The 20260-nt window shown below is 70.6% G+C and carries 22 protein-coding genes; 8 read left to right on the forward strand and 14 right to left on the reverse strand.

The features are described from left to right. Positions 1-363: 363 nt before the first annotated feature. Complete coding sequence (locus ACWGN5_RS00345; protein WP_453510188.1) at positions 364-960, forward strand: hypothetical protein; 597 nt, start codon at positions 364-366, stop codon at positions 958-960. Between the two features lie 269 nt (positions 961-1229). Here ACWGN5_RS00345 and ACWGN5_RS00350 read toward each other — a convergent pair whose 3' ends face one another. Continuing rightward, a complete protein-coding gene (locus ACWGN5_RS00350; protein WP_453510189.1) occupies positions 1230-2033 on the reverse strand; it encodes a phosphatidate cytidylyltransferase in 804 nt (267 codons plus the stop codon). Continuing rightward, on the reverse strand, positions 2030-3814 hold the full coding sequence (locus ACWGN5_RS00355) for an aminotransferase class I/II-fold pyridoxal phosphate-dependent enzyme (RefSeq protein ID WP_453510190.1): 1785 nt from the start codon (positions 3812-3814) through the stop codon (positions 2030-2032). Before ACWGN5_RS00355 ends, ACWGN5_RS00350 begins: the two co-directional genes overlap by 4 nt. A 413-nt stretch (positions 3815-4227) precedes the next feature. Here ACWGN5_RS00355 and ACWGN5_RS00360 point away from each other — a divergent pair, with 413 nt between their 5' ends. Beyond that, a complete protein-coding gene (locus ACWGN5_RS00360) occupies positions 4228-4386 on the forward strand; it encodes a hypothetical protein (RefSeq protein ID WP_453510191.1) in 159 nt (52 codons plus the stop codon). A gap of 243 nt (positions 4387-4629) precedes the next feature. Here ACWGN5_RS00360 and ACWGN5_RS00365 read toward each other — a convergent pair whose 3' ends face one another. The 3 genes from ACWGN5_RS00365 to ACWGN5_RS00375 all read right to left on the reverse strand — a co-directional run bounded on the left by ACWGN5_RS00365 (position 4630) and on the right by ACWGN5_RS00375 (position 6336). Then, positions 4630-5034 (reverse strand): DoxX family protein, encoded by a 405-nt coding sequence (locus ACWGN5_RS00365; protein WP_453510192.1) that lies wholly within the window; start codon positions 5032-5034, stop codon positions 4630-4632. 83 nt (positions 5035-5117) lie between these two features. After that, positions 5118-5552: a YdeI/OmpD-associated family protein gene (locus ACWGN5_RS00370; protein ID WP_453510193.1), complete on the reverse strand. Its 435-nt coding sequence runs from the start codon at positions 5550-5552 to the stop codon at positions 5118-5120. 118 nt (positions 5553-5670) lie between these two features. Next, positions 5671-6336, reverse strand: a complete 666-nt coding sequence (locus ACWGN5_RS00375) for a glyoxalase (RefSeq protein ID WP_453510194.1) — start codon at positions 6334-6336, stop codon at positions 5671-5673. 311 nt (positions 6337-6647) lie between these two features. On the opposite strand from ACWGN5_RS00375, the gene ACWGN5_RS00380 reads away from it, so the two are divergent. After that, entirely contained in the window at positions 6648-7187 is a 540-nt protein-coding gene (locus ACWGN5_RS00380; protein ID WP_453510195.1) for a 2'-5' RNA ligase family protein, read from the forward strand. A gap of 22 nt (positions 7188-7209) precedes the next feature. Here ACWGN5_RS00380 and ACWGN5_RS00385 read toward each other — a convergent pair whose 3' ends face one another. After that, complete coding sequence (locus ACWGN5_RS00385) at positions 7210-7821, reverse strand: CGNR zinc finger domain-containing protein (RefSeq protein ID WP_453510196.1); 612 nt, start codon at positions 7819-7821, stop codon at positions 7210-7212. A 103-nt stretch (positions 7822-7924) separates the two neighbouring features. Between ACWGN5_RS00385 and ACWGN5_RS00390 the strand changes: the two genes are divergently transcribed. Further along, positions 7925-8773, forward strand: coding sequence for an SDR family NAD(P)-dependent oxidoreductase (locus ACWGN5_RS00390; RefSeq protein WP_453510197.1), 849 nt, complete (start codon positions 7925-7927; stop codon positions 8771-8773). A gap of 225 nt (positions 8774-8998) precedes the next feature. Here ACWGN5_RS00390 and ACWGN5_RS00395 read toward each other — a convergent pair whose 3' ends face one another. Continuing rightward, positions 8999-9634, reverse strand: coding sequence for a hypothetical protein (locus ACWGN5_RS00395; RefSeq protein WP_453510198.1), 636 nt, complete (start codon positions 9632-9634; stop codon positions 8999-9001). Positions 9635-9790: 156 nt separating this feature from the next. On the opposite strand from ACWGN5_RS00395, the gene ACWGN5_RS00400 reads away from it, so the two are divergent. Continuing rightward, positions 9791-10264 carry a hypothetical protein gene (locus ACWGN5_RS00400; RefSeq protein WP_453510199.1) on the forward strand — a complete coding sequence of 158 codons (474 nt, stop codon included), beginning with the start codon at positions 9791-9793 and terminating at the stop codon, positions 10262-10264. A 223-nt stretch (positions 10265-10487) separates the two neighbouring features. On the opposite strand, the gene ACWGN5_RS00405 is transcribed toward ACWGN5_RS00400, so the two are convergent. The 6 genes from ACWGN5_RS00405 to ACWGN5_RS00430 form a co-directional block, all read right to left on the reverse strand. After that, the gene (locus tag ACWGN5_RS00405; protein ID WP_453510200.1) at positions 10488-11420 is read right to left on the reverse strand and encodes a MurR/RpiR family transcriptional regulator; all 933 of its coding nucleotides are present in this window, start codon (positions 11418-11420) and stop codon (positions 10488-10490) included. A 355-nt stretch (positions 11421-11775) separates the two neighbouring features. Then, a complete protein-coding gene (locus tag ACWGN5_RS00410) occupies positions 11776-13062 on the reverse strand; it encodes an MFS transporter (protein WP_453510201.1) in 1287 nt (428 codons plus the stop codon). Continuing rightward, positions 13059-13601, reverse strand: coding sequence for an ArsR/SmtB family transcription factor (locus ACWGN5_RS00415; RefSeq protein WP_453510202.1), 543 nt, complete (start codon positions 13599-13601; stop codon positions 13059-13061). The genes ACWGN5_RS00410 and ACWGN5_RS00415 overlap by 4 nt, the downstream gene beginning before the upstream one ends. Before the next feature lie 220 nt (positions 13602-13821). After that, the gene (locus ACWGN5_RS00420) at positions 13822-14331 is read right to left on the reverse strand and encodes a hypothetical protein (protein WP_453510203.1); all 510 of its coding nucleotides are present in this window, start codon (positions 14329-14331) and stop codon (positions 13822-13824) included. A gap of 487 nt (positions 14332-14818) precedes the next feature. Next, on the reverse strand, positions 14819-15151 hold the full coding sequence (locus ACWGN5_RS00425) for a putative quinol monooxygenase (protein WP_453510204.1): 333 nt from the start codon (positions 15149-15151) through the stop codon (positions 14819-14821). Beyond that, positions 15148-15534, reverse strand: coding sequence for a VOC family protein (locus ACWGN5_RS00430; RefSeq protein WP_453510205.1), 387 nt, complete (start codon positions 15532-15534; stop codon positions 15148-15150). Before ACWGN5_RS00430 ends, ACWGN5_RS00425 begins: the two co-directional genes overlap by 4 nt. 63 nt (positions 15535-15597) lie before the next feature. On the opposite strand from ACWGN5_RS00430, the gene ACWGN5_RS00435 reads away from it, so the two are divergent. From ACWGN5_RS00435 to ACWGN5_RS00445, 3 genes are all read left to right on the forward strand, one after another. After that, entirely contained in the window at positions 15598-16563 is a 966-nt protein-coding gene (locus ACWGN5_RS00435) for a helix-turn-helix transcriptional regulator (RefSeq protein ID WP_453510206.1), read from the forward strand. A gap of 246 nt (positions 16564-16809) precedes the next feature. Next, entirely contained in the window at positions 16810-17856 is a 1047-nt protein-coding gene (locus tag ACWGN5_RS00440) for a phosphotransferase (RefSeq protein WP_453510207.1), read from the forward strand. A gap of 179 nt (positions 17857-18035) precedes the next feature. Then, positions 18036-19250, forward strand: coding sequence for an NUDIX domain-containing protein (locus ACWGN5_RS00445; RefSeq protein WP_453510208.1), 1215 nt, complete (start codon positions 18036-18038; stop codon positions 19248-19250). Here the strand turns inward: ACWGN5_RS00445 and ACWGN5_RS00450 are convergent. Further along, a complete protein-coding gene (locus ACWGN5_RS00450) occupies positions 19220-20095 on the reverse strand; it encodes a hypothetical protein (protein WP_453510209.1) in 876 nt (291 codons plus the stop codon). The genes ACWGN5_RS00445 and ACWGN5_RS00450 overlap by 31 nt on opposite strands. Between the last annotated feature and the right edge of the window lie 165 nt (positions 20096-20260).

The following is a 20260-nucleotide window of genomic DNA, read 5'->3' on the forward strand; positions in this document are numbered from 1 at the left end:
CGGGCCGCCCGCGGCCCGGTGCCCCCCGGTCGGTGGCTCGCGGGGTTGGTGTCGGGGCCCCCCGGGCTCTCAAACAACACCCGGGCGGGGGGGGGGTGGGGGGGCCCTCGGGACCCGCCACCGCGCACCTGCCTGTCTCGGTCCCCGGTGAGCCTGCGTACGCCGATCTGCTCCCGCCATCCGCCCTTACGGCGACTCTGACCGGGGCCACTGCCTGGAGCAGTGGGGTGAGCTGGGTATCTGCGAGCGGGATGCTGGAGGTCCAGGGCATCCGCGCTACGGGCTGTCCCGCAATGGCCTGGAGGCCCACACCAGGGCTCGGAAGTTGTGATGCCGTGCGAGCAGTCTGTGTACGGTGCCGGAGTGATCGACGCTGATGGCGCTTGGTTGGGTGCGGAGGCCGCGCGGCGGTTGGCGGGTGCGGACTGCTGTGAGATAGCTCCAGGGCTCACGGAGGAAGAGTTCGGCCGGATCGAGGCGACCTACGGGTTTGAGTTCTCCCCGGAGCATCGTGCTTTCCTGGCGGCTGGGCTGCCGGTCGTCTCACCTCCCGAGGAAGGTGAGACGTGGGAGCAGCCCTGGCCCGACTGGCGTCACGCTGATGAAGACGACCTGAGCTATCGGCTGGAGTGGCCGGTACGAGAAGTGTTGGGCGACGTCGCTCACGGCAGCCGGCATCCGGCCCTGGGGGCGCGTCCCACCTCCGATGAAGAGGCCGTGGATGTGGCCCGAGCGGTACTTGCACGAGCGCCGCGACTCGTTCCCGTCTACGCGCACCGCTTCATACCCGCAGGTCTCGACAGTCCGGGACACCCGATCTTGTCGGTGTGGGGAACCGACATCATCTACTACGGCCACGACCTGGCCGACTACGTCGACCGCGAGTTCGGCGAGGTCGACGAAGACGTGCTCTGGGCTCCGCAGGCGTCCGTGCCGTTCTGGAAGGACTTCCTCGGCTGAGATCGCCCCCGGCCGGTGACGGTCGTAGATGGTGCTCCCCCGCGATCCGGTGTGCTGCACGAACCGAATCCTGTGGAACGCCAGCCTTCCGGGTGGCGCTTGCGCCCCGGATTCCGGACTCGACGCTCACCCTTCGGCAGCCGCGGGATGTCGGTGACCGCCCACAGCGCGCCATCGACATCCGGCGGCTGCCGTCGAGCCACCCCGTCGCCCCAGATCGACAGCCTTGAGGGCTCCAACCCCCTCGGAGGTCATTTATTTGGGGGTTCTCATCCCAGAACCAGCAACACCGCCAGGGCCACAAGGAGGGAGTCGATGCGGTCCAGCAGACCGCCGGAGCCCGCAAGCCAACTGCCGGCGTCCTTCACCCGGGCGCCCCGCTTCACCATCGACTCCAGCAGATCCCCGAGCGGCCCGCCGACCGCCACGGCCACCGCCGTCTGCCACGTCAGGGACGACAGCACGGCGAGCGCCAGGAGGCCGGCCGCCGACCCTGCCAGCGTGCCGCTCCACCGTTTGGCGGGCGACAGCACGGAGAGCCGGGGGCCGCCGAGACGGCGACCCGCCCCGTACGCGACGATGTCGGCGATCGACACGGCCACGAACAGGACGAGACCCACCGCCCCCAAGGGGACGAGACCGGCCAGGACGCCCAGCCACACGAGCCCCAGCAGTCCCGCCCCCAGGCGGCGGAGCCCGTGTTCGGCGTCGCCCGACAGCAGGGGCACCCCGGCGATCGCGAGCGCCCCGACCCCTGCGGCCCGTAGCACCTCCCCGGGGGCCAGCCACGCGGTCAGGACGAGCCCGACGACCGCGGCGCCGAGCACTGCCCGGTCCACCGGGCCGAGCCGCAGCAGCCCGCCGAACTCCACCACCGCGACCACCCCGACCACGGCTGCGAGCACCGCGATCCCGGGTGGTCCGAGCCAGAACGCGCCCGTGACCACGGGTACGCCGAGCGCCCACACGCACCAGCGGACGATGAGCTCACGCCGCCGGGTCGCCGCCACCGCGAGCCCGCCGACCGCCAGTGCGCCACCGAGGTACGGGACGAGAGCGGGGACCGTCGTCACCGGGAGTCCCGGACGCCCGGCGCACCCGCCGCGACCGTGACCGGCGTCGCCGCCGTCGTCCCCTCGCGCAGCGCGTCCAGGGCGCTGCGGCATGCCGCCACGACCCGAGCGTTCTCCGCCGTGTCGCGGACGGCGATCCGGACGGTCCGCCCCTCGTACGCCGGGGACATCGGCGACAGGTCCCGCAGGTAGACCTCGTGGCGCCGGCACTCGCGCACCAGCTGGGCCGCGCTCGGTCCATCGGGCGGCAGAGTCACGGTGAGGAAGTTGGCCACTGCCTCGTCCACCGAGGCGAAGCCGTCGAGCTCGGAAAGTTCGGTGGCGAGCCCGCGCCGCAGCACCGCGGTGTGCGCCCAGCGTTCCGTGTAGTACTCCGGGTCGCGCAGCGCCGTCACGGCGGCCAGTTGGGCCGGCAGGCTCACGGGCCACGGCGGCGTCCAACGGCGCAGCTCCCCGGCCGTGTCCGGGTCGGCCACCAGATACGCGGCCCGCATTCCCGACAGCGCGTACATCTTCGAGAGCGACGTGCACACCACGACCCGGGGGTCGACCGAGGCGAGTCCGGCCAGTGACTCCGCAGGATCGGCATAGCCCAGGTACGCCTCGTCGATCCACCACCGGGTCCGCGCGGGAGAGGCCTCGATCCCCGCGCGCAGCGCGTCGGCGGGAGCGTGGCGGCCGGTCGGGTTGTTCGGATTGACCACCACCACGAGGTCGTACCGCCCGCTCTCGGTCGCGGCGGCGAGCCGGGCCGGATCGAGCAGCCAACCGTCCTCCCGGCGCAGCCTGAGCCGGTCCACCTGGCAGCCGATCACCCGCTCGGTGACATGGGCGTACTCGCCATAGCTCGGGTCGAGCAGCAGCACCCGGCTCTTCGGCGTCAGCCACCGGCCGAACGCCCGGAAGATCAGATCGGACGAACCCGCCCCGACGACGAGCGAGTCCACCGGCAGCCCGCGGACCCCGGCGATCTCCGCGAGCAATCCCTCCGCGCCCGTCGGCGGCGAGGTCCGGGCCGCCCACCCCGGGTCCTCCGAAAGGACCGCGCGGACCGCCGGGGACGGCGGGAACCAGGCGTCCAGCACATCGGCCGCGACCACCTCGTGCCGGCGGGCCAGCGTCCGGAAGTCCGTACCGATCGCGGAGAAGAAGGCACCGCCGTGCTCGCAGCCGTCGGCGCGCGGCGCGAAGGGCACGTCGAGCCGCCAGTCGAGGCCCGTCCGCAGCCGCTCCAGGGTCCGGCTTTGACGCTCCCTGACCGTCTTCGTCAGCTCGGTCACGGAGCCGCTGAGGACTTCGAACGAGACCGCGCCCGACCGGACCGTCCGTCCCACCGGGCGCAACCCGGCGGCGAGGTACATGTCCAGCAGTTCGGTGCGTCCCATCGCGACCACTTCGCGGCCGCCGCGCGCCGCGACCCAGCGCAGCGCCGCGTACATGAGGAGCGGCGCCGCCACGGTGGACCGCCAGCGCTCCTCGACGGTGAGGACACGGATCTCGAACGGCGCCTCCTCGGTCAGGACCGGCAGCTCCTCGCGCGTCAGGTACTTGTCGAGGGAGTAGCGGCCGACCCACGGCGGGGTGAGGCTGACGAAGCCGATCCGCGTCTCGCCGCGAGCGGCCACGAGATACACGTTGTCGCCGTCGAGTCCGTCGCTCAATCGCCCGGAGGGGTTCACCGGATGCTGGCCGAGCTCCTCCGCGTACACCCGATGCCGCAGCTCGTGGATCCAGTCGTGATCACTGGACGTGGCTGCGCGCAGCTGTATGGCGTGGTCCATGCGTCTCTCCCTGAGGCGATTCGGCGTTCGCGCCCAGCATGGACAAGCCCGGCGGACGATGCCTGAGTACGTGTACTCAATTCGATCACTGCCACCGGGGATTGTGTGAGGGCGGTTCGGCCGCGCTCGACGCCGGTCCTCGGCCTGTTCGGCACGTGCACCAGTGGTCGTGGTGGTGGATGGTTCCTTGCTCGGACCGCGGCCTCAGCCCGTGTGGGGGTCTGGCTGGCGATCCAGCGGAGGGCGTTCGCCAGTGCCAACAGGACGATGGGTGCCACGTCTTGCCGAATCCCTCTTGCTTCCTGGGCCGTCTACAGCGGGCGGATGCTGGCCTGGCGCGTGGTCAGGCCACTGTTGTGCAGCGGTGATTACGGATCCCCCAAAGTGACCGTCAGAGTTGCCGACAGGCCCTGGTGGGCGCCCGCGCCGGCGGCGAACTCGTCCAGCCACTCCGTCAGTGCCTGCTCGGGCGGGGCGGCTGCGGCGAGTGCGCGCGCCCGTTCGGCGAGGTCGGTGAAGCGCTGGCGCAGGAGGGCCTCCAGCAGGGCTTCCTGGTTCGCGAGGGCCGGTAGAGCGTGCCGAGGCCGACGCTCATCCTGGGCAGCGACAGCTAACAGCTCGGACCTCGCGGAGCCGGCCACCCTCGTCGATGCCGGAAGGTACGCGTCGCCATCGACAGCGTCTGTCCCTCTGCACGACACAGCCGCCGCCCGCACGCGCGCCTAACAACCGACGCCGGACCACCCGTGCGGGTCAGGGATTCCCGTGGGGGTGCAGCGCCTTCGTTGTTTCGCTGGACGGACGTGACGTGGTGTTCAGGCTGTCGGCGCGGCAGGAGCCCGCAGGAGGTCTCGCCAGTGGGCGGGCCAATTGGCCAGCGCGAGAAGGCCCATGATGAGGAGGTGGGTCGGCGCGGCCCAGCTCTGACCCGCCGGGTCGTGGTTGACGATGTGGGTGGTGGCCGCGCCGGTGAGCACGAACATCAGCGTCGTGGCACCCAGGAAGCGTGCTCTCCGGTTGGGCATCACGAGCAGCACGGCGGCGACACCTTCCAGGGCGCCGACCACGAAGCGCATCCAGGACGGGTAGCCCCAATCGACGAACTTCACGGAGTACGCCGAGCTGAACACCGTGTCGCCCGGCCAGTACTTGGTCACGGCGCCCAGCGCGAACTCGAAGGCCAGGAACCAGTACACACCGGTCATCAATCGCTTCGACATACATGTCCCCCAAGGATGAATCGGGCAGGGTCGGTTCTCCGCACGGCGATTGCCAGTGCCGCCGGAGTCTTTGCTTTCGGGGCTCAGCCCCGCAGGGTGGCGATGGCCTTCTCGATGCGCCGTCGGCGCGTCTCGGGCTTCTTCGCGCTCTCGATGGCGCGCACGTGCTCGCGCTTGCGGCTATACGCAAGGTTGTCGTAGGCGGCGCGGGCGACGGGGTCGTCGTCCAGCGCCCGGGCGAAGTCCGGGGGCTCGACGACGACGCGCGGCTCGGTGTCGAGTTCCAGCTCGACCTCGACCTCTTCACCGATCGTGACGCCCGCGGCCTGCCGGTTGGCGTTGCTGAGGCCGAGCAGGTGACGGCCGCGCATGATGGCGACCCGACTCTTCCAGCTATGCCCGTTGACCGTGATCGTCACCGGCGGCCGGGCGCCCCCGTCGAGCGCTGCTACGACCTCGGGCGGAACTTCCAAGCCCCGCATGGGCTCGGGTGGCTCGACGAGCGCCCAAAACTTCATGATCTTCCTCCTCTTGCTGTGCGGGCTCACCGCAGGTCCGACCCGGCCGCCAGGGGGTCGGCTTCCGCTGCCACATCGGCGCGTGATCGCAGGTCTCTGGGTACGACGGGGCTGGGAGTCAGGACTGCGTGGGGTCGAGCGGCGCGGCGGACTCCCAGGCGAACCCGTCCGGGTCGGTGAAGGCGTCGGCGGTGCTGCCGAGGACGATGCGGTGCGAGCCGGTGCCGTCGGCGCCGACGCCGAGGTCCTTGGCCAGCGCGCGGCGCTTGTACAGCGCGAGCTTGACGGGGCTGGACTGACCGGGCCCGAACTCGGCGTACTTGCCGCCGAAGCTCCTGGCCACGGTCAGGCCCCGGCCCACGTAGAACTCCTTGGTGGCCTTCACGTCCTCGACGCCGATCAGCAGGACGACCTCGTCGATCTCACGGGTGGCGGGCCCGGTGTCCTTCTTCGCCGAGGTCGCGATCTTCCAGATCGTCCCGTCCGGGGCCTGCACGACGCCGCCGTAGCCCCACAGGGACTTCGCGGCGGGCTTCAGCACCACGGCGCCGGCCTGAACGGCAGCGCCGACGAAGCCGTCGACGGTCGCCGGACCGGACACCGTGAGCGCCAGGGTGAAACCGCGGAACCCGCTGGAGTGCGCCTCGGACGCCCGCAGGCGTACGTACGTGTCCACGCCGAAGGCGCTGTAGAAGCGGCGAGCGGCCTCGAGGTCGGCCACCTCAAGGGTGACGGACGCGAGAGAGGTGTGGGCTGTGGTGGAAGTGGTGGTTGCCATGACCATCACGCTAGGGGCTGCGCGCCGGCCCTGGCTTCTCGAATCCTGACCGGTCCTGAGAGCTCCTTGGACCTACTCCCCATGGCCGAACAAGGTCGTCGACGTCATGTACGGAGGCTGCTTCAGCACGTACGCCATCGACTGCCATACGCCACAGGGACGCGTACTCGACTACGACAGCGACATCGATATGGCCAGACCTGAAGCGGCCAGGACCGTACTGGCCCCCACGCTCGCCGACTGGCAGCAGGTCGACGTGATCGTTGAGCGGAAAAGGAGCCGTGCCGTCTGGGGCGGACGTGACACCATGCGGTGTCATGGCAGATGACAGCACCAGTGCGTTTCAGGCGGGCCAGACGGCGCTCATCGTTCGCATGCCGGAGGCGGAGCCGTACGTCCGTGGATGGCGTGAACGGCTCGATCCCTCAGCCCGGGCCGGCGTTCCAGCCCATGTCACCGTGCTCTTCCCGTTCCTCGACGAGAGCCGGATGGATGGGCTCGTCCACTCCGCTCTCGCTGACGTGTTGGGCCGCCACCAGGCCTTTGACCTGCGGTTCGAGAAGTGTGGACGGCTCCCCGGAGTGCTGTATCTCGCCCCCGAGCCCGACACCCAGTTGCGGCAGCTCACGGAGGCGATCGCTGAGCGTTGGCCTGAGGCTCCGCCGTATGGCGGGCGGTTCGCCGACATCGTGCCGCACCTGACCATCGCCCAAGGTCAGGACGACGTTGTCTTGGAGGAGGTCGAGGCCGACCTCGCCGACCGGCTCCCGTTCACGGCTCGCGTCGCCTCGGTTGAACTCATCGTGCACGACGGTACGACGTGGCAGGAACGGGCGTCGTTCGCGCTCGGAGAATGACGCAAGACGTGAAAGGACCGTGTCACGCCTCGGAGGGCGTGCCACCGCCTTGGCGCTGCCGCTGACGGTGTTTGCGCATCGATACCTGAGAGCCGCAGCCGGTGCTGCAGTACAGCCCTCCCCCATTGCGGGTGCGGTCGAAGAATCCGAGGTGGCACGGGGGGTTCCGGCACGCCTTGATGCGCCCCCAGTCGCTGCTCTGCGCAAACGTCGTCACCGCGGCCAGTACGGTTCCGAACACCCGCGGCACCCCCGCCTGCGGTGACGCCAGCTCGACCCCGCCGGCCGTGACCACCGTCGCCAGCGGGTAGAGAGAGCCCACGCGACGCAGGTGCCGTTCGGCACGCTCCAGCGGCTCCCCCAGTGTCTCCTCATCGCCCGAGTGCGCGAGCAGCACGGTCACCAGGGCGTCACGCAGCTCGCGCGCGACCGCGGCGTCAGCGTCCGTCGCCACGGATGCACCACCGAACTCGTCGCGCTCCGCCAGCCACGCCGCGAACGAGTCCCCGTCTTCGAACAACTCCCGGCGCCCCGAGCCGTCCGCGCGCGTGTTCACGAACGCGAGAACCGTCTCCACCGTCGGCGGGACGGTGCGAGGGGTGGGTTGGGGAGATCCGGCTGCCGCACTGCTCATGCATCCACCCTACATCAGCACCCACGGCGCTAATCCGGCTAGAGGGCAACCATGCCGACCAGAGGAGTTGACTCGTTGCGAGCTAACGACTTACGGTCGCAACATGAATGGAATTCCCAACCAGCAGACCCACCCGCGCACTTGGCTGATCACCGGCGCGACGTCCGGCATCGGCCGCGAACTGACGCTCCAGGCGCTGGAGGGCGGCGACGCCGTGGCAGCCCTCGCCCGCGACACCTCACCCCTGGAAGAACTGGCCGAAGCGCACGGCGAGCACCTGCTTCTCGTCCGCGCGGACGTACGTGACGGGCAAGCCGTCCGGGACGCGGTGGAGCGCACACTCGCACGGTTCGGCCGGATCGACGTCGTGGCCAACAACGCGGGATACGGACTCTTCGGAGCCGTTGAGGAGGCCTCCGACACGCAGGTCCGTGCCGTGTTCGACACCAACGTCTTCGGAGTGCTCAACGTGCTCCGCGCGACGCTGCCGGTGCTCCGCGCCCAGCGATCCGGGCACATCCTCCAGGGCTCGTCCGTCTACGGACAGTCCGCCCATCCCGGCGTGGGCCTCCTGGCCGCCACCAAGCACGCGGTCGAGGGGCTGTCGGACGCGTTGGCGGCCGAGGTCGGGCCGCTCGGCATCAACGTCACGATCATCCAGCCCGGGCTGACCGCGACCCCCTTCCTGGCCAACCTCGATGTCGCGGCCGACCTGGCCGACTACGACCAGACCGTCCGAGCGGTCCAGAAGGACATCGCGGAGCTGCCGGCATCCGCGTTCTCCGCCGCGGCGCGTATCGCCGCAGGCATCCGGACCGCGGTCGACAGCCCCAACCCCCCGCTGCGCCTGGCCCTCGGCACTTCCAGCGCCACGGGCATGCGCGCCGCGTGGGAGGCGCGCCTCGCAGACCTGGACAGCTGGGAGCACGTGACCAACGGCGTCGACAGGTAGCGAGCCGCGAGTCCCGCGGGGGCGTGGCGCTGTTGGCCGAGACGTCGGGCAAGGGGGCGGCGAGCGGGATCCCGGTGGCGTCTGTGATCAGGTGGTGCTTGCTGACGGTTCCCTCTCGGTCCACGGGGCTTCGTCCGGTCTTGGCGGCGCCCTTCAGAGCCGTACGCGGGAGCCGTCAACCGTTGTCCGCCTGCCCCCCCCACTAACCGCGGGGGCTGGCGGCCTTCAGCACCGCTGGCCGGGTCCGATGACCGTGAGTCCCACCTGTCCGGCGAGCCAGTGCGCGTACGGCTCCCTGATCTGACGGCCGTCGACGTCGACGCTGCGCACGTGGACGAGGACGGTGTGGTCGTCGGCAGGCTCGTCGTACCCGCGCTTGCTGGTATTCAGCAGGAGCGTCACCTCTGCATGGTTGGACTCGCCGCGAAAACCCACCTCGGGCGCGTCCGGCCAGCACAGATGCTGCCAGTTGATCTCGCCCACGCTCGGACCGATCGCGGCAGCGAAGGCGTCCTCGACGCTGTCGACCGCCTGGTCGAGCAACTCGTAGTCCACCGGTAGCCGCCCTTCGTACGCCGTCGGGTCGGTCGGCAGGCCCGCACCCCGGACGCCTACGAGCCATGCGGGGCGGTCCTCGAACGGCACCTGATCATCGAACTCCCCGTAGTGTTCCTGCCCCCAGAACCACCCCTCGGGCAGTTCCTTCGCCCCGCGCCGTACCTCGTCGACAGAGCGGAACTCCGCATAGAGGGAGACGTTGGTGCACTCGCAACGGCCGAGCTCCATGAGGCGGCGCGCCATGCTCAGGGCGAGTACGGGGTCGGGGGTACGGAAGACGGGATAGGCGATGTCGTTGGACATGGAGAGACTGTGCCACGGCCCGTCCCCGCAGGTCATCGCGTTTAAGGTCGCGCCCGCTTATCAACCGGCCGAAACGCTCAGTCACCAGCAGCAGGGCGGTCCGACCACGAGGGCTCCCTGGCTGCCGGGGATCGCCCCTGCGGGATGATCCCCCCCATGGACAGAGTTGTTGATCTCGACGGGGTGGCTGCGATCCTGGCCGAGCGGACCACGGCCTGGACGTCAGCCGGCCTTGAAGTGGGCCCGCCGACATGGAGGGACGCGGAGGCTCCCTGGCCTCAGCCACTGGAGACCGACCGGGCTCGCGTGCATGATCCGGACTCGGTCGGCGTGGTCATGTCCGGCCCGGCGGAGACCATGCTGTCGGTTGTGCTGTTCCGTGGCGGCTGGGCCGATGTGGACTTCGTCGCCGACCTCGACGACGCCGGGTGCCTGCCTGCCTCCGGGATCACCTCGGCGTCGGACTTCGCGATCCGGATGGATCAGTGGGTCACTCGCGCGTTCGGGAGCCTCAGAGCAGAGGGCCGCGGTCCGGTGGACCCCGGCGCTTCCCGGGCCGGCCGGCTGCGGCTCTGTGCGGCGGCTCCGATCCAGGGGTTGATCGGAGCCGCCACAGAGCATCCGCGATAACGCGGCGCGGGGCCGCCGGAGCATCGAGGCCGTCCGAGGAGGAGGGGGCGGCCTTCGATGTTCCTTTCGGGCCCGTGGGGCCCCCTTAGTAAATATATATACCGTCAAGTAGGCAAGGGCATGAAAATTTTCATTCCCAACGCTTACGAGCAGACCCGAACCTGGCCCCGCTCCCCCGGTCGGTTTTAGACGGTTTCAGGCGTTTTCCGACGGTGTCCCGCCGTCAGTCGTCCAGGAAGAAGTCGTGCTGCTCCGCCGCGTGCTCGTACTTCTCCAGCCGAGTCTGCGTACGTTCCGGGTCCGCGTCCGCCATGGCCTGGAGGATGCCCGCGGAGAGCACCCCGGGCGCCGCGTACGAGTCGAAGACGAGCCGCGAGCCCGTGCCCGCGCTGAACACCTCATCGGCCTCGTCGGCCAGCGGCCCGAGCGCGAGGTCCGTGATCAGCGCGACGCGCAGCCCGACCCCGCGGGCGGCGCGCACGACGGCGAGGGTCTCCTTGGCGTGCCGCGGCATCGCGAAGGCCAGCACCCACGTGCCGCCCGCTTCGCGCGCCTGGAGCAGTCCGTCGTACGCGACGCTGCCGCCCCTCGTCACCACCCGGACGTCGGGGTGGATGCGTCGCGCGGCGTACGCGAAGTACTCGGCGAGGGAGACCGAGATCCGCAGGCCGACGACGGTCAGGGGGACGGAGCGGGCCAGCTCACGGCCGATGCCGAGGATCCGGTCGGGGTCGGCGAGGGAGCGCCGCAGGGCGGTCAGGTTCTCGATCTCGGCGTCGATGGCCGACTGCAGCTCGTTACGGTGCCGCTCCTCCCCCTCACCGGGCGCACCGGCGACGGCGCTGAGCGCGATGGGCTGCAGCGCTTCCCGGAGCGCGGGGTAGCCGCTGAACCCCAGCGACGAGGCGAAGCGGGTCACGGACGGCTGGCTGACCCCCACGCGCTCCGCGAGCTCGGTGATGGACAGGAACGCCGCCTCGGTGAGGTGGTCGGTCAGGAACTGGGCGATACGCCGCTGCGCGGGAGACAGCCGGTGCCCGCCGAACAGGGCCCGCACCCGTTCCGCGGGAGAGGCCGCCTCCGCCTCCGCCTCGGACGAGCGCCGCCCCGGCTTGATCGCGGCTGCCTGTGCACGCGCCTGCTGCCCGGATGCCACGGGATCTCTCCTTCTCGTCTCGCTGCCGCCCAAGATAGTTCACCCGCGCCCGACCTCCCACGAGCCCGAGCCACCGGCCTGCCGACACGGTGTCGTGACACCACCATGCATGCGCAGACCTGTCTGACTGCACATCAACGCCAGGGGCCACACCCGGCACCGGCGGCAGAAGACTCGCTCCTCGCCAACGCGCGCGGAACCACATGTCTCGACATCGAGCCCGGCGAGGCGGCGCGCGACCTGCGGGGGCTGGTGGCCCCAGGGGCAGGGCCATCCCGCAGGGCCAGGGAGCCCGCAGGGCCAGGGAGCCCGCAGGGGGTTGGACCCTGCACTGGCTCAGCGACCCGGAGAAGCCCTAACCGGCATGCTCCTGCACAGGTGCCGCGGATTCCCGGTGATCCGTGTCATCGGCCGGGGCGGCGGCACGCAGCGCCGCCTCGACCCGGCGGTTGCTGGTCATGGTCGCCGTGACGGCGGTCATGGCCAGGAGGAGACCGGCGGCGGTGTAGAGCGGGGTGCGTACGTCGTAGGTGGTGGCCAGCCAGCCGCCGAGGAAGGCGCCGAACGGGGCTGCGCACATGGCCAGCATGCGGGAGGTGGAGGCGACCCGGCCCATGAGGTGGGAGGGGACGATCGCCTGCCGGAGGGAGGGCGCGATCACCATCGTGGCGCCCATGCCCGCCCCGCAGACGGCGAGCGCGAGCCCGGCGACGTACGGGTTCGGGGCGGCGGCAAGGCCGAGGATGGCGAGTCCCTCGACTGCGGCCGTGCAGGTCAGCGCGGTGCCGGTGCCGAGTCGTCGGCCGAGGAAGGAGGCGATGCCCGCGCCGAGCAGACCGCCGGCGGCCTCCGCCGTGAGGAGCAGGCCGAAGCCGAAGGTGTCGATGCCGAGACGATCGTGCGCGAAGAGGGCGAGTACGGTCTCCACGGCGAGGAAGGCGATGTTCCCGACCGCGGGACGCAACGCGAGCCCGAGCAGCAACCGATACCCGAAGACGTACGAGGCGCCGGCCCGCGCCTGCCGCAGCAGCGACTCACGGGCCTGCGGTACGGGGCGGGGTGCGGAAGGCAGCGACCGTACGAGCAGCGCGGAGAACGCGAACGACACCGCGTCGGCGAGCAGCGGAACCGCCCGTCCGAGCGTGAGCAGGGCACTGCCCGCCGGCGGCCCGGCGAAACCGGACGCTGCGGTCTGGGTGCCGCGCAGGCGGGAGTTGGCGCGCTCCAGGAGCGCGGGGTCGCGCCCGAGCAGGTCCGGCAGGTAGGCCGTGGCGGCGGTGTCGAAGAAGAGTCCGCCGAGGCCAAGGAGGAAGGCGACGGCGGCGAGCAGGGGAATGCTCAGGCTGTCGAGCGCTGCCGCCGCGGCCGGTATCGCGAGCAGTACCGCACGCGTCGCGTCCGCGACCCACATCGTGCGCCGACGGTCCCAGCGGTCCACCAGCGCACCGCCGAGCACTCCGAAGAGCAGCCACGGCAGGGTTCCGGCGGCGGCGACGACGGCGAGTGCCATCGGGTCCCGCGTCAATGTCAGTGCGAGCAGCGGCAGCGCGCCGTGGGTCACCCCGTCGCCGAGCGAGGACACCGTCTGTGCGGTCCACAGCCGTCCGAATCCTCTCGGCAGCTTCCTTACGTCTGAGCTCACTTGGCCTCCCCTGCTGCCGTCTGCTGACGCGATGCCGGATGGAACAGTGCGAAGACGAATGAGGTGTCCGGCAGCGACGGATCGGACAGCTCCCGGTACTCCTCGGCCAGTGCCTGCAGTCGCGCTCCCAACTCCGCGAACTGCTCGTCGGTGAGCCGCAGATGCGCCATCCCCACGTGCCGCTCCTGGTCCGCCGGCGATGCCTCCAGGTCCGCCACCGCATGCCGCATCAGCACATCCGGGCCCCCCTCGCCGGGATCCGGCAGGACGATCGACCGGGCGGCCATGGCGTAGTACCGCTCCGTGACCCCGCGGACCTTCCGCGTTCGCACCACCTTCACCAGGCCCGCCCGCTCCAGCAGCCGTACGTGGTAGCTGGAACTCCCCTTCGCGAGGCCCACGCGCTCGGCGATCTGCGTGATCGTCGCGGGCTCGAAGCGGAGCACGGCCATGATCCGGTGACGGGTGAGATTGGAAACCGCGCGCAACTGCTCGTCGGTGGTGACGTGGAACTTCTCGGGAACATCATCGCTAGGCATGGCTCTAATGGTCAACACTTCTTGACCATTAGGCAAGCGTTTTTGCTCGGCTCCCGGAATCGGCCGTCCAGCGCTCGCCGCCTTCGCTCCCGTCCCTCCGCCCTGACCTCGCTCAACCCGCACCCGGGCGCCTTCGCTCCGCCCGTCCGCAGAAGCGCAGCCGCCCCGCTGCGACCCCTGAGCACGCTTCAGCAGGGGCCCACGGGGCGGTCCATGTACGTCAGTTGGGCGCGTCGGTGGGTTCGGTGGGAGCCGTGGGGTGGGTCGCGAGGAGGCGGGCTTCGGCCGTGACCTCGGCATCGACCTGGTGCACGCTTCGATCGCCGTACTCGAGGATGTCGTACTCGTCGTCGAGTGCGGCGACCCGCTCAGTCAGGGGAAACCCATGTCCGTAGCGCTGGTGGATCCGGAAGGCGAACTCCCGAGGCGTGAACTCGCCGCTGTGCATGCGACGGGCGAGGGCTCGGGCGACTGCCTCTCGGGCGGCCTCGTCGGCGACCGGGTAGAAGGTGAGGCCGAGTTCGTCGAGTGCCACGGGAAGCAGGTCGTGGACTTCGTAGTCCGCTTCGGCGCGCGTGCAGGCGGCGAGGATCCGGAGGCCAGGACTATCGAGTCCGGCGACGAGCGCGTCACAGGCGGCCTCGACGACCTCGCTGGCGCGGACCTCCCCCATACTCCAGAGGGCTGCATGGTCCTGGAGGGCGATTGCTGCTGCTTCGGTCGATGTCACTGGTCCATGATTCATTTCGCGGCGCGTTCGGGTCGAGCAGGTTTGCACCGAGGGCCGCGGCGATCTCCTCGCCGGTGCGCCCACCGCGCCGTGGCGGAGGTCGAGGCTTCGGTGGAGGCCTTGCACGCGGCCGCACTCGACCCCGACCACAACTCGCTACGTACACGCGCCGCCGGCCGGCCTGCGCTGCCCTGGACGGATGGCTCTGCGTCCGGCGAGCGGGGGCTGGTGCGTTGAGGACGCCTTGATTCGCCGCCCCGGAAGTTCTCATGGCTCGTTCGCGGCAGAGTCAGGACAAGACGTCTGACGGCTGCGGCGCCATGGCCGGGCGACGACTGCGAGGGTGTGGGTGGATCCGACATTGCCGCTCCGCCGTTCTGACAGTGCCCGTGCCGTCAGCGGCGCCACGGCCAGTCGGGGCGGTCGTACGCGCCTCAGCCGCAGGAATGACATCAGAGAGGGCCATTCCTGCGGCCACGGGCGTGCATCAGGGCCGGCCGCCGACAGGAGGGATGCCCACTCCGCCCAGGACCGCAAGGTCTGTGCGATGCGGTGGCGCCGACAGCAGCGCGAGGACATCTGCGGGGTCGGGACCATCGGCGCGCGACCGAGCGGCGAGGGCAGCCTGCGCACTGGCCTCGTCCTGCCAGACCTCGGTGACGTGGACCGTGTCTGGGTTTGCCGCGTCCTGGCTGACCAGATAGATCTCACAGCCAGGGAAGCCGTGCAGCCTCTCCGCGACCCTCATCAGGACGGCGGCGAGTTCGCCGCCCTTGCCCGGGTGCGCGGTCATGGTCATCAGTCTGCCGATCACGTTCACACCAGGGTCGTGATGCAGAACGGGTGGCCGGCGGGGTCAAGCAGGACCCACCATCGGTCGGGCTGTGGCTGGGTCGGGGGCTCGACAGCCCCCAGGGCCAGCAGGTGAGCGCGCGCGGCCTCCAGGTCGTCGACGCCCAGTTCGATGTGGGCCTGCTTCTCCTGGGCAGGGTCCGGCCAGGTGGGGCGCCTGTAGTCGGGCAGCCGGTTGAACCCCAGTCCGGCCGAGCCCTCCTGACCGAGCAGGATGAAGTCGTCGCTGGAGTAGGCGACGGGGAGGCCGAGGGCCTCTCCGTAGAAGCGGGCCATTTCGGCGGGTTCCGGGCAGTCGAAGGTGACGGCTGCATAGCGGATCGCGGGTGCGGAGGTGGTTCCGGTGGTCATGGGGACGACGCTACGACGGGACCAGGACAGTTTCGGTCCTGGTCATGCGGGACACTTCTCGATGTGATCAGCACATCCGCCCGCCTGCTACGACTGGTCTCACTGCTGTCCGCGCGGCCGTCGTGGACCTGCGGGGAGCTGGCCGATCAGATGGCGGTCACCGAACGCACGGTCCGGCGGGACGTCGCCAGGCTCCGGGAGCTCGGGTACGGCGTCGAGTCCGATCCCGGGCCATGGGGTGGTTACCGCCTCGGCGCCGGTGCCCGGGTGCCGCCGTTGGTCCTCGATGACGAGGAGGCACTCGCCGTGGCCGTCGGGCTGCGCGAGGCCGCGCTCAGCGGTGTTCTCGGCGACGACCAGGCTGCGCTGTCCGCCCTGCTGAAGCTGCGTCAGGTGTTGCCAAGCCGGGTCGCGGACCGGTTGGGTGAGATGGACGCCGCTCTTGTTCACACCACACGGCTCGACGCTCCACAGATCGCGCCCGGCATGCTGCTGGAGTTGACCGCTGCCTGTCGCCGCGCAGAGCGTTGCCAACTTTCCTACCGGGATCGGGAGGGGAAGGCCACCGTCCGGGATGTCGACCCGTACCGCCTGGTGCACACGGGACGCCGTTGGTACTTCGTCGCCCGAGACGTGACACGGGACGAGTGGCGCACCTTCCGGGCCGACAGGGTCGGCCAGATACGGCCGACCGGGCACCCGGTGGAGCTCACTGATCCACCCGACCCGGCTCGGCTCGTCTCCCACTCCATCGCGACCGGCGCCTACCCGCTCTACGTGACGATCCGCCTCCCCCTGCCCATGGACCAGGCGCTACGGCTGATCCCGCCGACGGTCGGTGCCCACCGCCCGGAGGGAACTGCCGCCACGATCGTCGACATCGGCGGCCCCGACGCGGACGGGCTGGCCAAGTACCTCCTCAGCCTGGCCACACCACTGCGGGTCCTGTCACCTGACGCCGTACGGGAGGCTCTGCTGCGCCGCACCCGGGAGCTTTTCGAGGACAACGCGGACGGTCAGCCCCTGTAGGAGACGTTGCAGCAGGAACGAACACTGTCTGTTACGGAGCGTCAAGATGGGCTCGGAGCTGCACGATGGAGGTAGGCCGAAGGCACGTCGTGAGGGCCGCGTACCACGAGGTCATCCTGACAACGGTACGGCGGCCGTTCCCTGCACGTCGTCCGCAAGCCATGCGCGGCCAGATCCTCGCAATCGTCGGCGCGAACGGCGCGGGGAAGTTCATGCTCACCCGGACCCACGTGAAGGAGCCCCATCGTGACCACCGCGAGCCCCCGAGACCGGATCGCGCTCGTGACACTGATGCTCGCCTCCGAGTTCGGCATCGTTCCGGCGTCGGTGGCTCCCGGGCCGTCCGGGACCGCGACTCGTAACTACGTGGCCACCGCGAAGGACGGCACCGCCTGGTTCGTCAAGACCTACCCGGACAGCACAGGTCGGGCGACGGCCGAGAGCGCAGCCGAGCTGAGCGAGTACGCCCGGCTGTGCCGTGTTCCGGTGGCGCGCGCCCGCTACACGGTCGACCAGAAGCAACTGGTCGCCTCGGACGGGACGATGGCCATGTCGGTCACCCGATACCTTCACGACACGGTCACCGCCGACGGCCGACTCCACGGGCCCCGATGGGAGGCCGTCGGTGAGGCGATCGGCCGCCTGCACCGTGGCCTGGCCCGGCACCGGTTCGGACCGCCCCGGCTCGATGCACGCGACAGGGCGGTCGACCCCGTACGCAGCCGGACCCGCCTCGAAGGTCTCGTACACCGCTACGAGACAGACCCTCCTCGTACGGAATTCGAGCGGTGGGCGCTGGAGACGGCACGCGAGCGACTGGCCGGGCTGCCGGCGGTGGAGCGCCTGTTGGCGGGTGCTCCGGCGCGGACGATCTCGCAGCTGGTCCACGGGGATCTGTCGGGCCCGAACGTGCTCCTGCGTGGGGACGATGTCGCGGCGGTCATCGACTTCGCTGCGCCGGGTCGGCGCAGCCTCATGTGGGAACTCGGCCGGCTGGCCCTCGACCCGCGTACCGTCCTCGCCCATCCGGACTGGCCCGAGGGGCTGAGTCGGCTCGCCGCCGTCTACCGCCAGCGCCATCCGGTGGTACCGGTGGAGGAGTTGGTGAGCGTGGTGCGGCTGACGGCCGCGTACCTGGGGTGCACCGTCTATCCGCTCAACGCGGTGGTGGACGGCCTCGGACCTGTCACCGAGTCGCTGGAGTCGTACGCCCGAGACCGCGTGGCGGCCGCGGTCGTTCTGCGTGAGCGGCTTGACGAGGCGGAGGAGGTACTGAGGGGACACCTCCGTTAGTCGTCGACTCCGGCCGCCGGCCACCTACCAGCCAGTCTCCGAGGCAGCCGTCGGCGGCGCACGAACCAATGCCTCGACGGCCCCACCACTGTGAGGTTCCGACCTGCACGAGCCCTGCTGCGCTTCCTCCCGCACTCCCCTGCTTCTTACGGTCATCTCGACCCCTGCGAGGTACTGACATGCGCCCATCCCTCGACCACCTGCGATCCACGATCACGGACTACCTCGACCGACACCCCGGCGAGCGCGACACGCTCTCCGGGCTCCTCACGGCGCTGGCCGGGGCAGAGGACCCGTCGAGCCGCTCCGCGCTGCCCGGGCACATCACCTGCAGCGGCGTCGTCATCGACGCCGACGGACGAGTCCTGCACATCGAGCGCAAGGCCTCCGGGCTGCTCCTCAACCCTGGTGGCGACGTCGAGGCGGGAGACGAGACCCTGCTCGCGGCCGCGCTGCGGAAGCTCGCCGAGGAGACCGGCATCCCGTCCGCCTGCCTCGTCCTCACACCGGAGTTCGGGCACACGCCCATCGACATCGGCGTCCACGACATCGAGGCCACCGCGCAGAAAGGGGAAGGGCCGCAACAGCACTACGACTTCCGCTTCGTGTTCCGCCTTGCGGCCGAAAGACCCGCTCCCGCTCTCCAGAGGGAGGAAGTCGTACGGGCCGTCTGGCTGCCGCAGGACGAGGTCCCATCGCCCACGCTGCGCGCGAAGCTCCACGACGCCGCCCTGGCCGGTCCCGTCATGCCCGTGAACGCCGGCGCGCTGATCCACGACGGTCAGGGCCGCTACCTCCTGCACCTGCGGGACGTGAAGCCCGGTATCTGGGCGCCAGGCTGCTGGGAACTGCTCGGCGGCGGCCGGGAGCCGGACGACGCCACCTTGCTGCACACGGTCGTCCGCGAGCTACGGGAAGAGGCCGGTCTCAAGATCCCCAGACTCCATCCGTACGCGGTCGAGCACGTGACCGGCATCTACGGGACGCTCGTCCCCGTGCAGCTGTTCACCGGCGAGTGGAACGGCGACCCAAGCACGCTGACCGTGACCGAGGGCCAACTCCTTGCCTGGCGGAGCCTTGAGCAGCTGCCGTACCTGGCCATGCTCCCCTCCACCCGCAAGCTGCTCGAACGGCACGCCACCGAGCATCCCGCCGCCGACGCCGCCCACGGGCCGTCGAGGACCGCGACCGCAGCGCCGCCCCCTGGCGCCGAGCCCCACATCGTCGGCGTCCACCTCGTCCTCGAACTGCCGTCGGCGCCGTCCACGCCGTCCACGCCGAGCATTCCGACGGCGCCACGACCCGTGAAGTGGCGCCCCGCGCCAAAGCGCCCAAGTGCGGGTCCTGGCTCGCCCCGGACCGCCTACGCTTCGGTCTGCTGCTCCAGGCTCTGAACGCTGTGAACAGCGTGTTCGGCGGCCCTGCGTGCCTCGCGTAGGGCACGCTCCGCCGCCTTCACGGCCGCGCCGGCCTCCTTCGCGATCGCCCCGGCCGCAGACTTGGCCGCCCTGGCCTCCTGCACTTCGCGCTCAAGCCGGCGAACCCGGTCGGCTGCCGAATCGACCTCCGCTTCGGCAGCCTCATGCGCGTCACGGGCCTCGCCGAGTTCCTGCTCGCATCGGCTTACCACCGCGTCGGCGTCCTTCGCCGCCGCACGAGCACGCTCGAGATCACGCAGCCGTCGCCGTCCTCCACGTTCCGTCTCTTTCGTCTGCACGGCCTCTTCGGTACGGGCCGGGTGGGCGGGCACCTCATCCGGTGCAACGGCGGCGAAGTCGACCGCGGCTTCGGGGACCTTCACGAGCCGGCCCTTCAGCCACTGCTCGGCGACGTCGGCGCGGGCCAGGACACCGTGGAGGGTCTGCTCGACCTCGTGGAGCACCGTCCCGCTCACCGGCTGACCTGCTTCCGCGGCCAAGGCGGCGGCCGTCCGGGCGAGCGCGCCGACAAGCTGGTGCTGCCGGCGCCCCGCGACGCGCAGCTGTTCACCATCGAGTGTCCGGTGCGCCTCACGCAGCGTCTCGCCCAGCGCCAGGAACCTCGCCGCCTCTTCCGGCTGCCGTCGGGCGAGCAGGTTCGCCGCCCACGCAGCGAGCGCCGGGCGTCGCAGCGCCGCGATCGCCTTCGCCGACGCTGTGTCCTTCGCCCGCCGCGCGTCCGCGACGTACGCGTCCCTGGCCGTGGTGAACTCGTTCGGCCTCAGCCCGTACAGCTCCTCGGCGATCTGCTCGACATCCACGTCCCCACTGTGCGCCGTCCGCGCAGACCAGACACGGCCGCGCCTGTAGTGGTTGCGCCAGATGCCTGGGCCGGGTCACCCGGCCGGCCCGAAGTGCATCTCTCTGCGGGCTCTCCGGCCCGCCAGGGCGTACGGTCGCAGAGCGGCATCCGACAGGATTCCGAA

It is taken from the genome of Streptomyces sp. NPDC055815 (assembly GCF_053616475.1).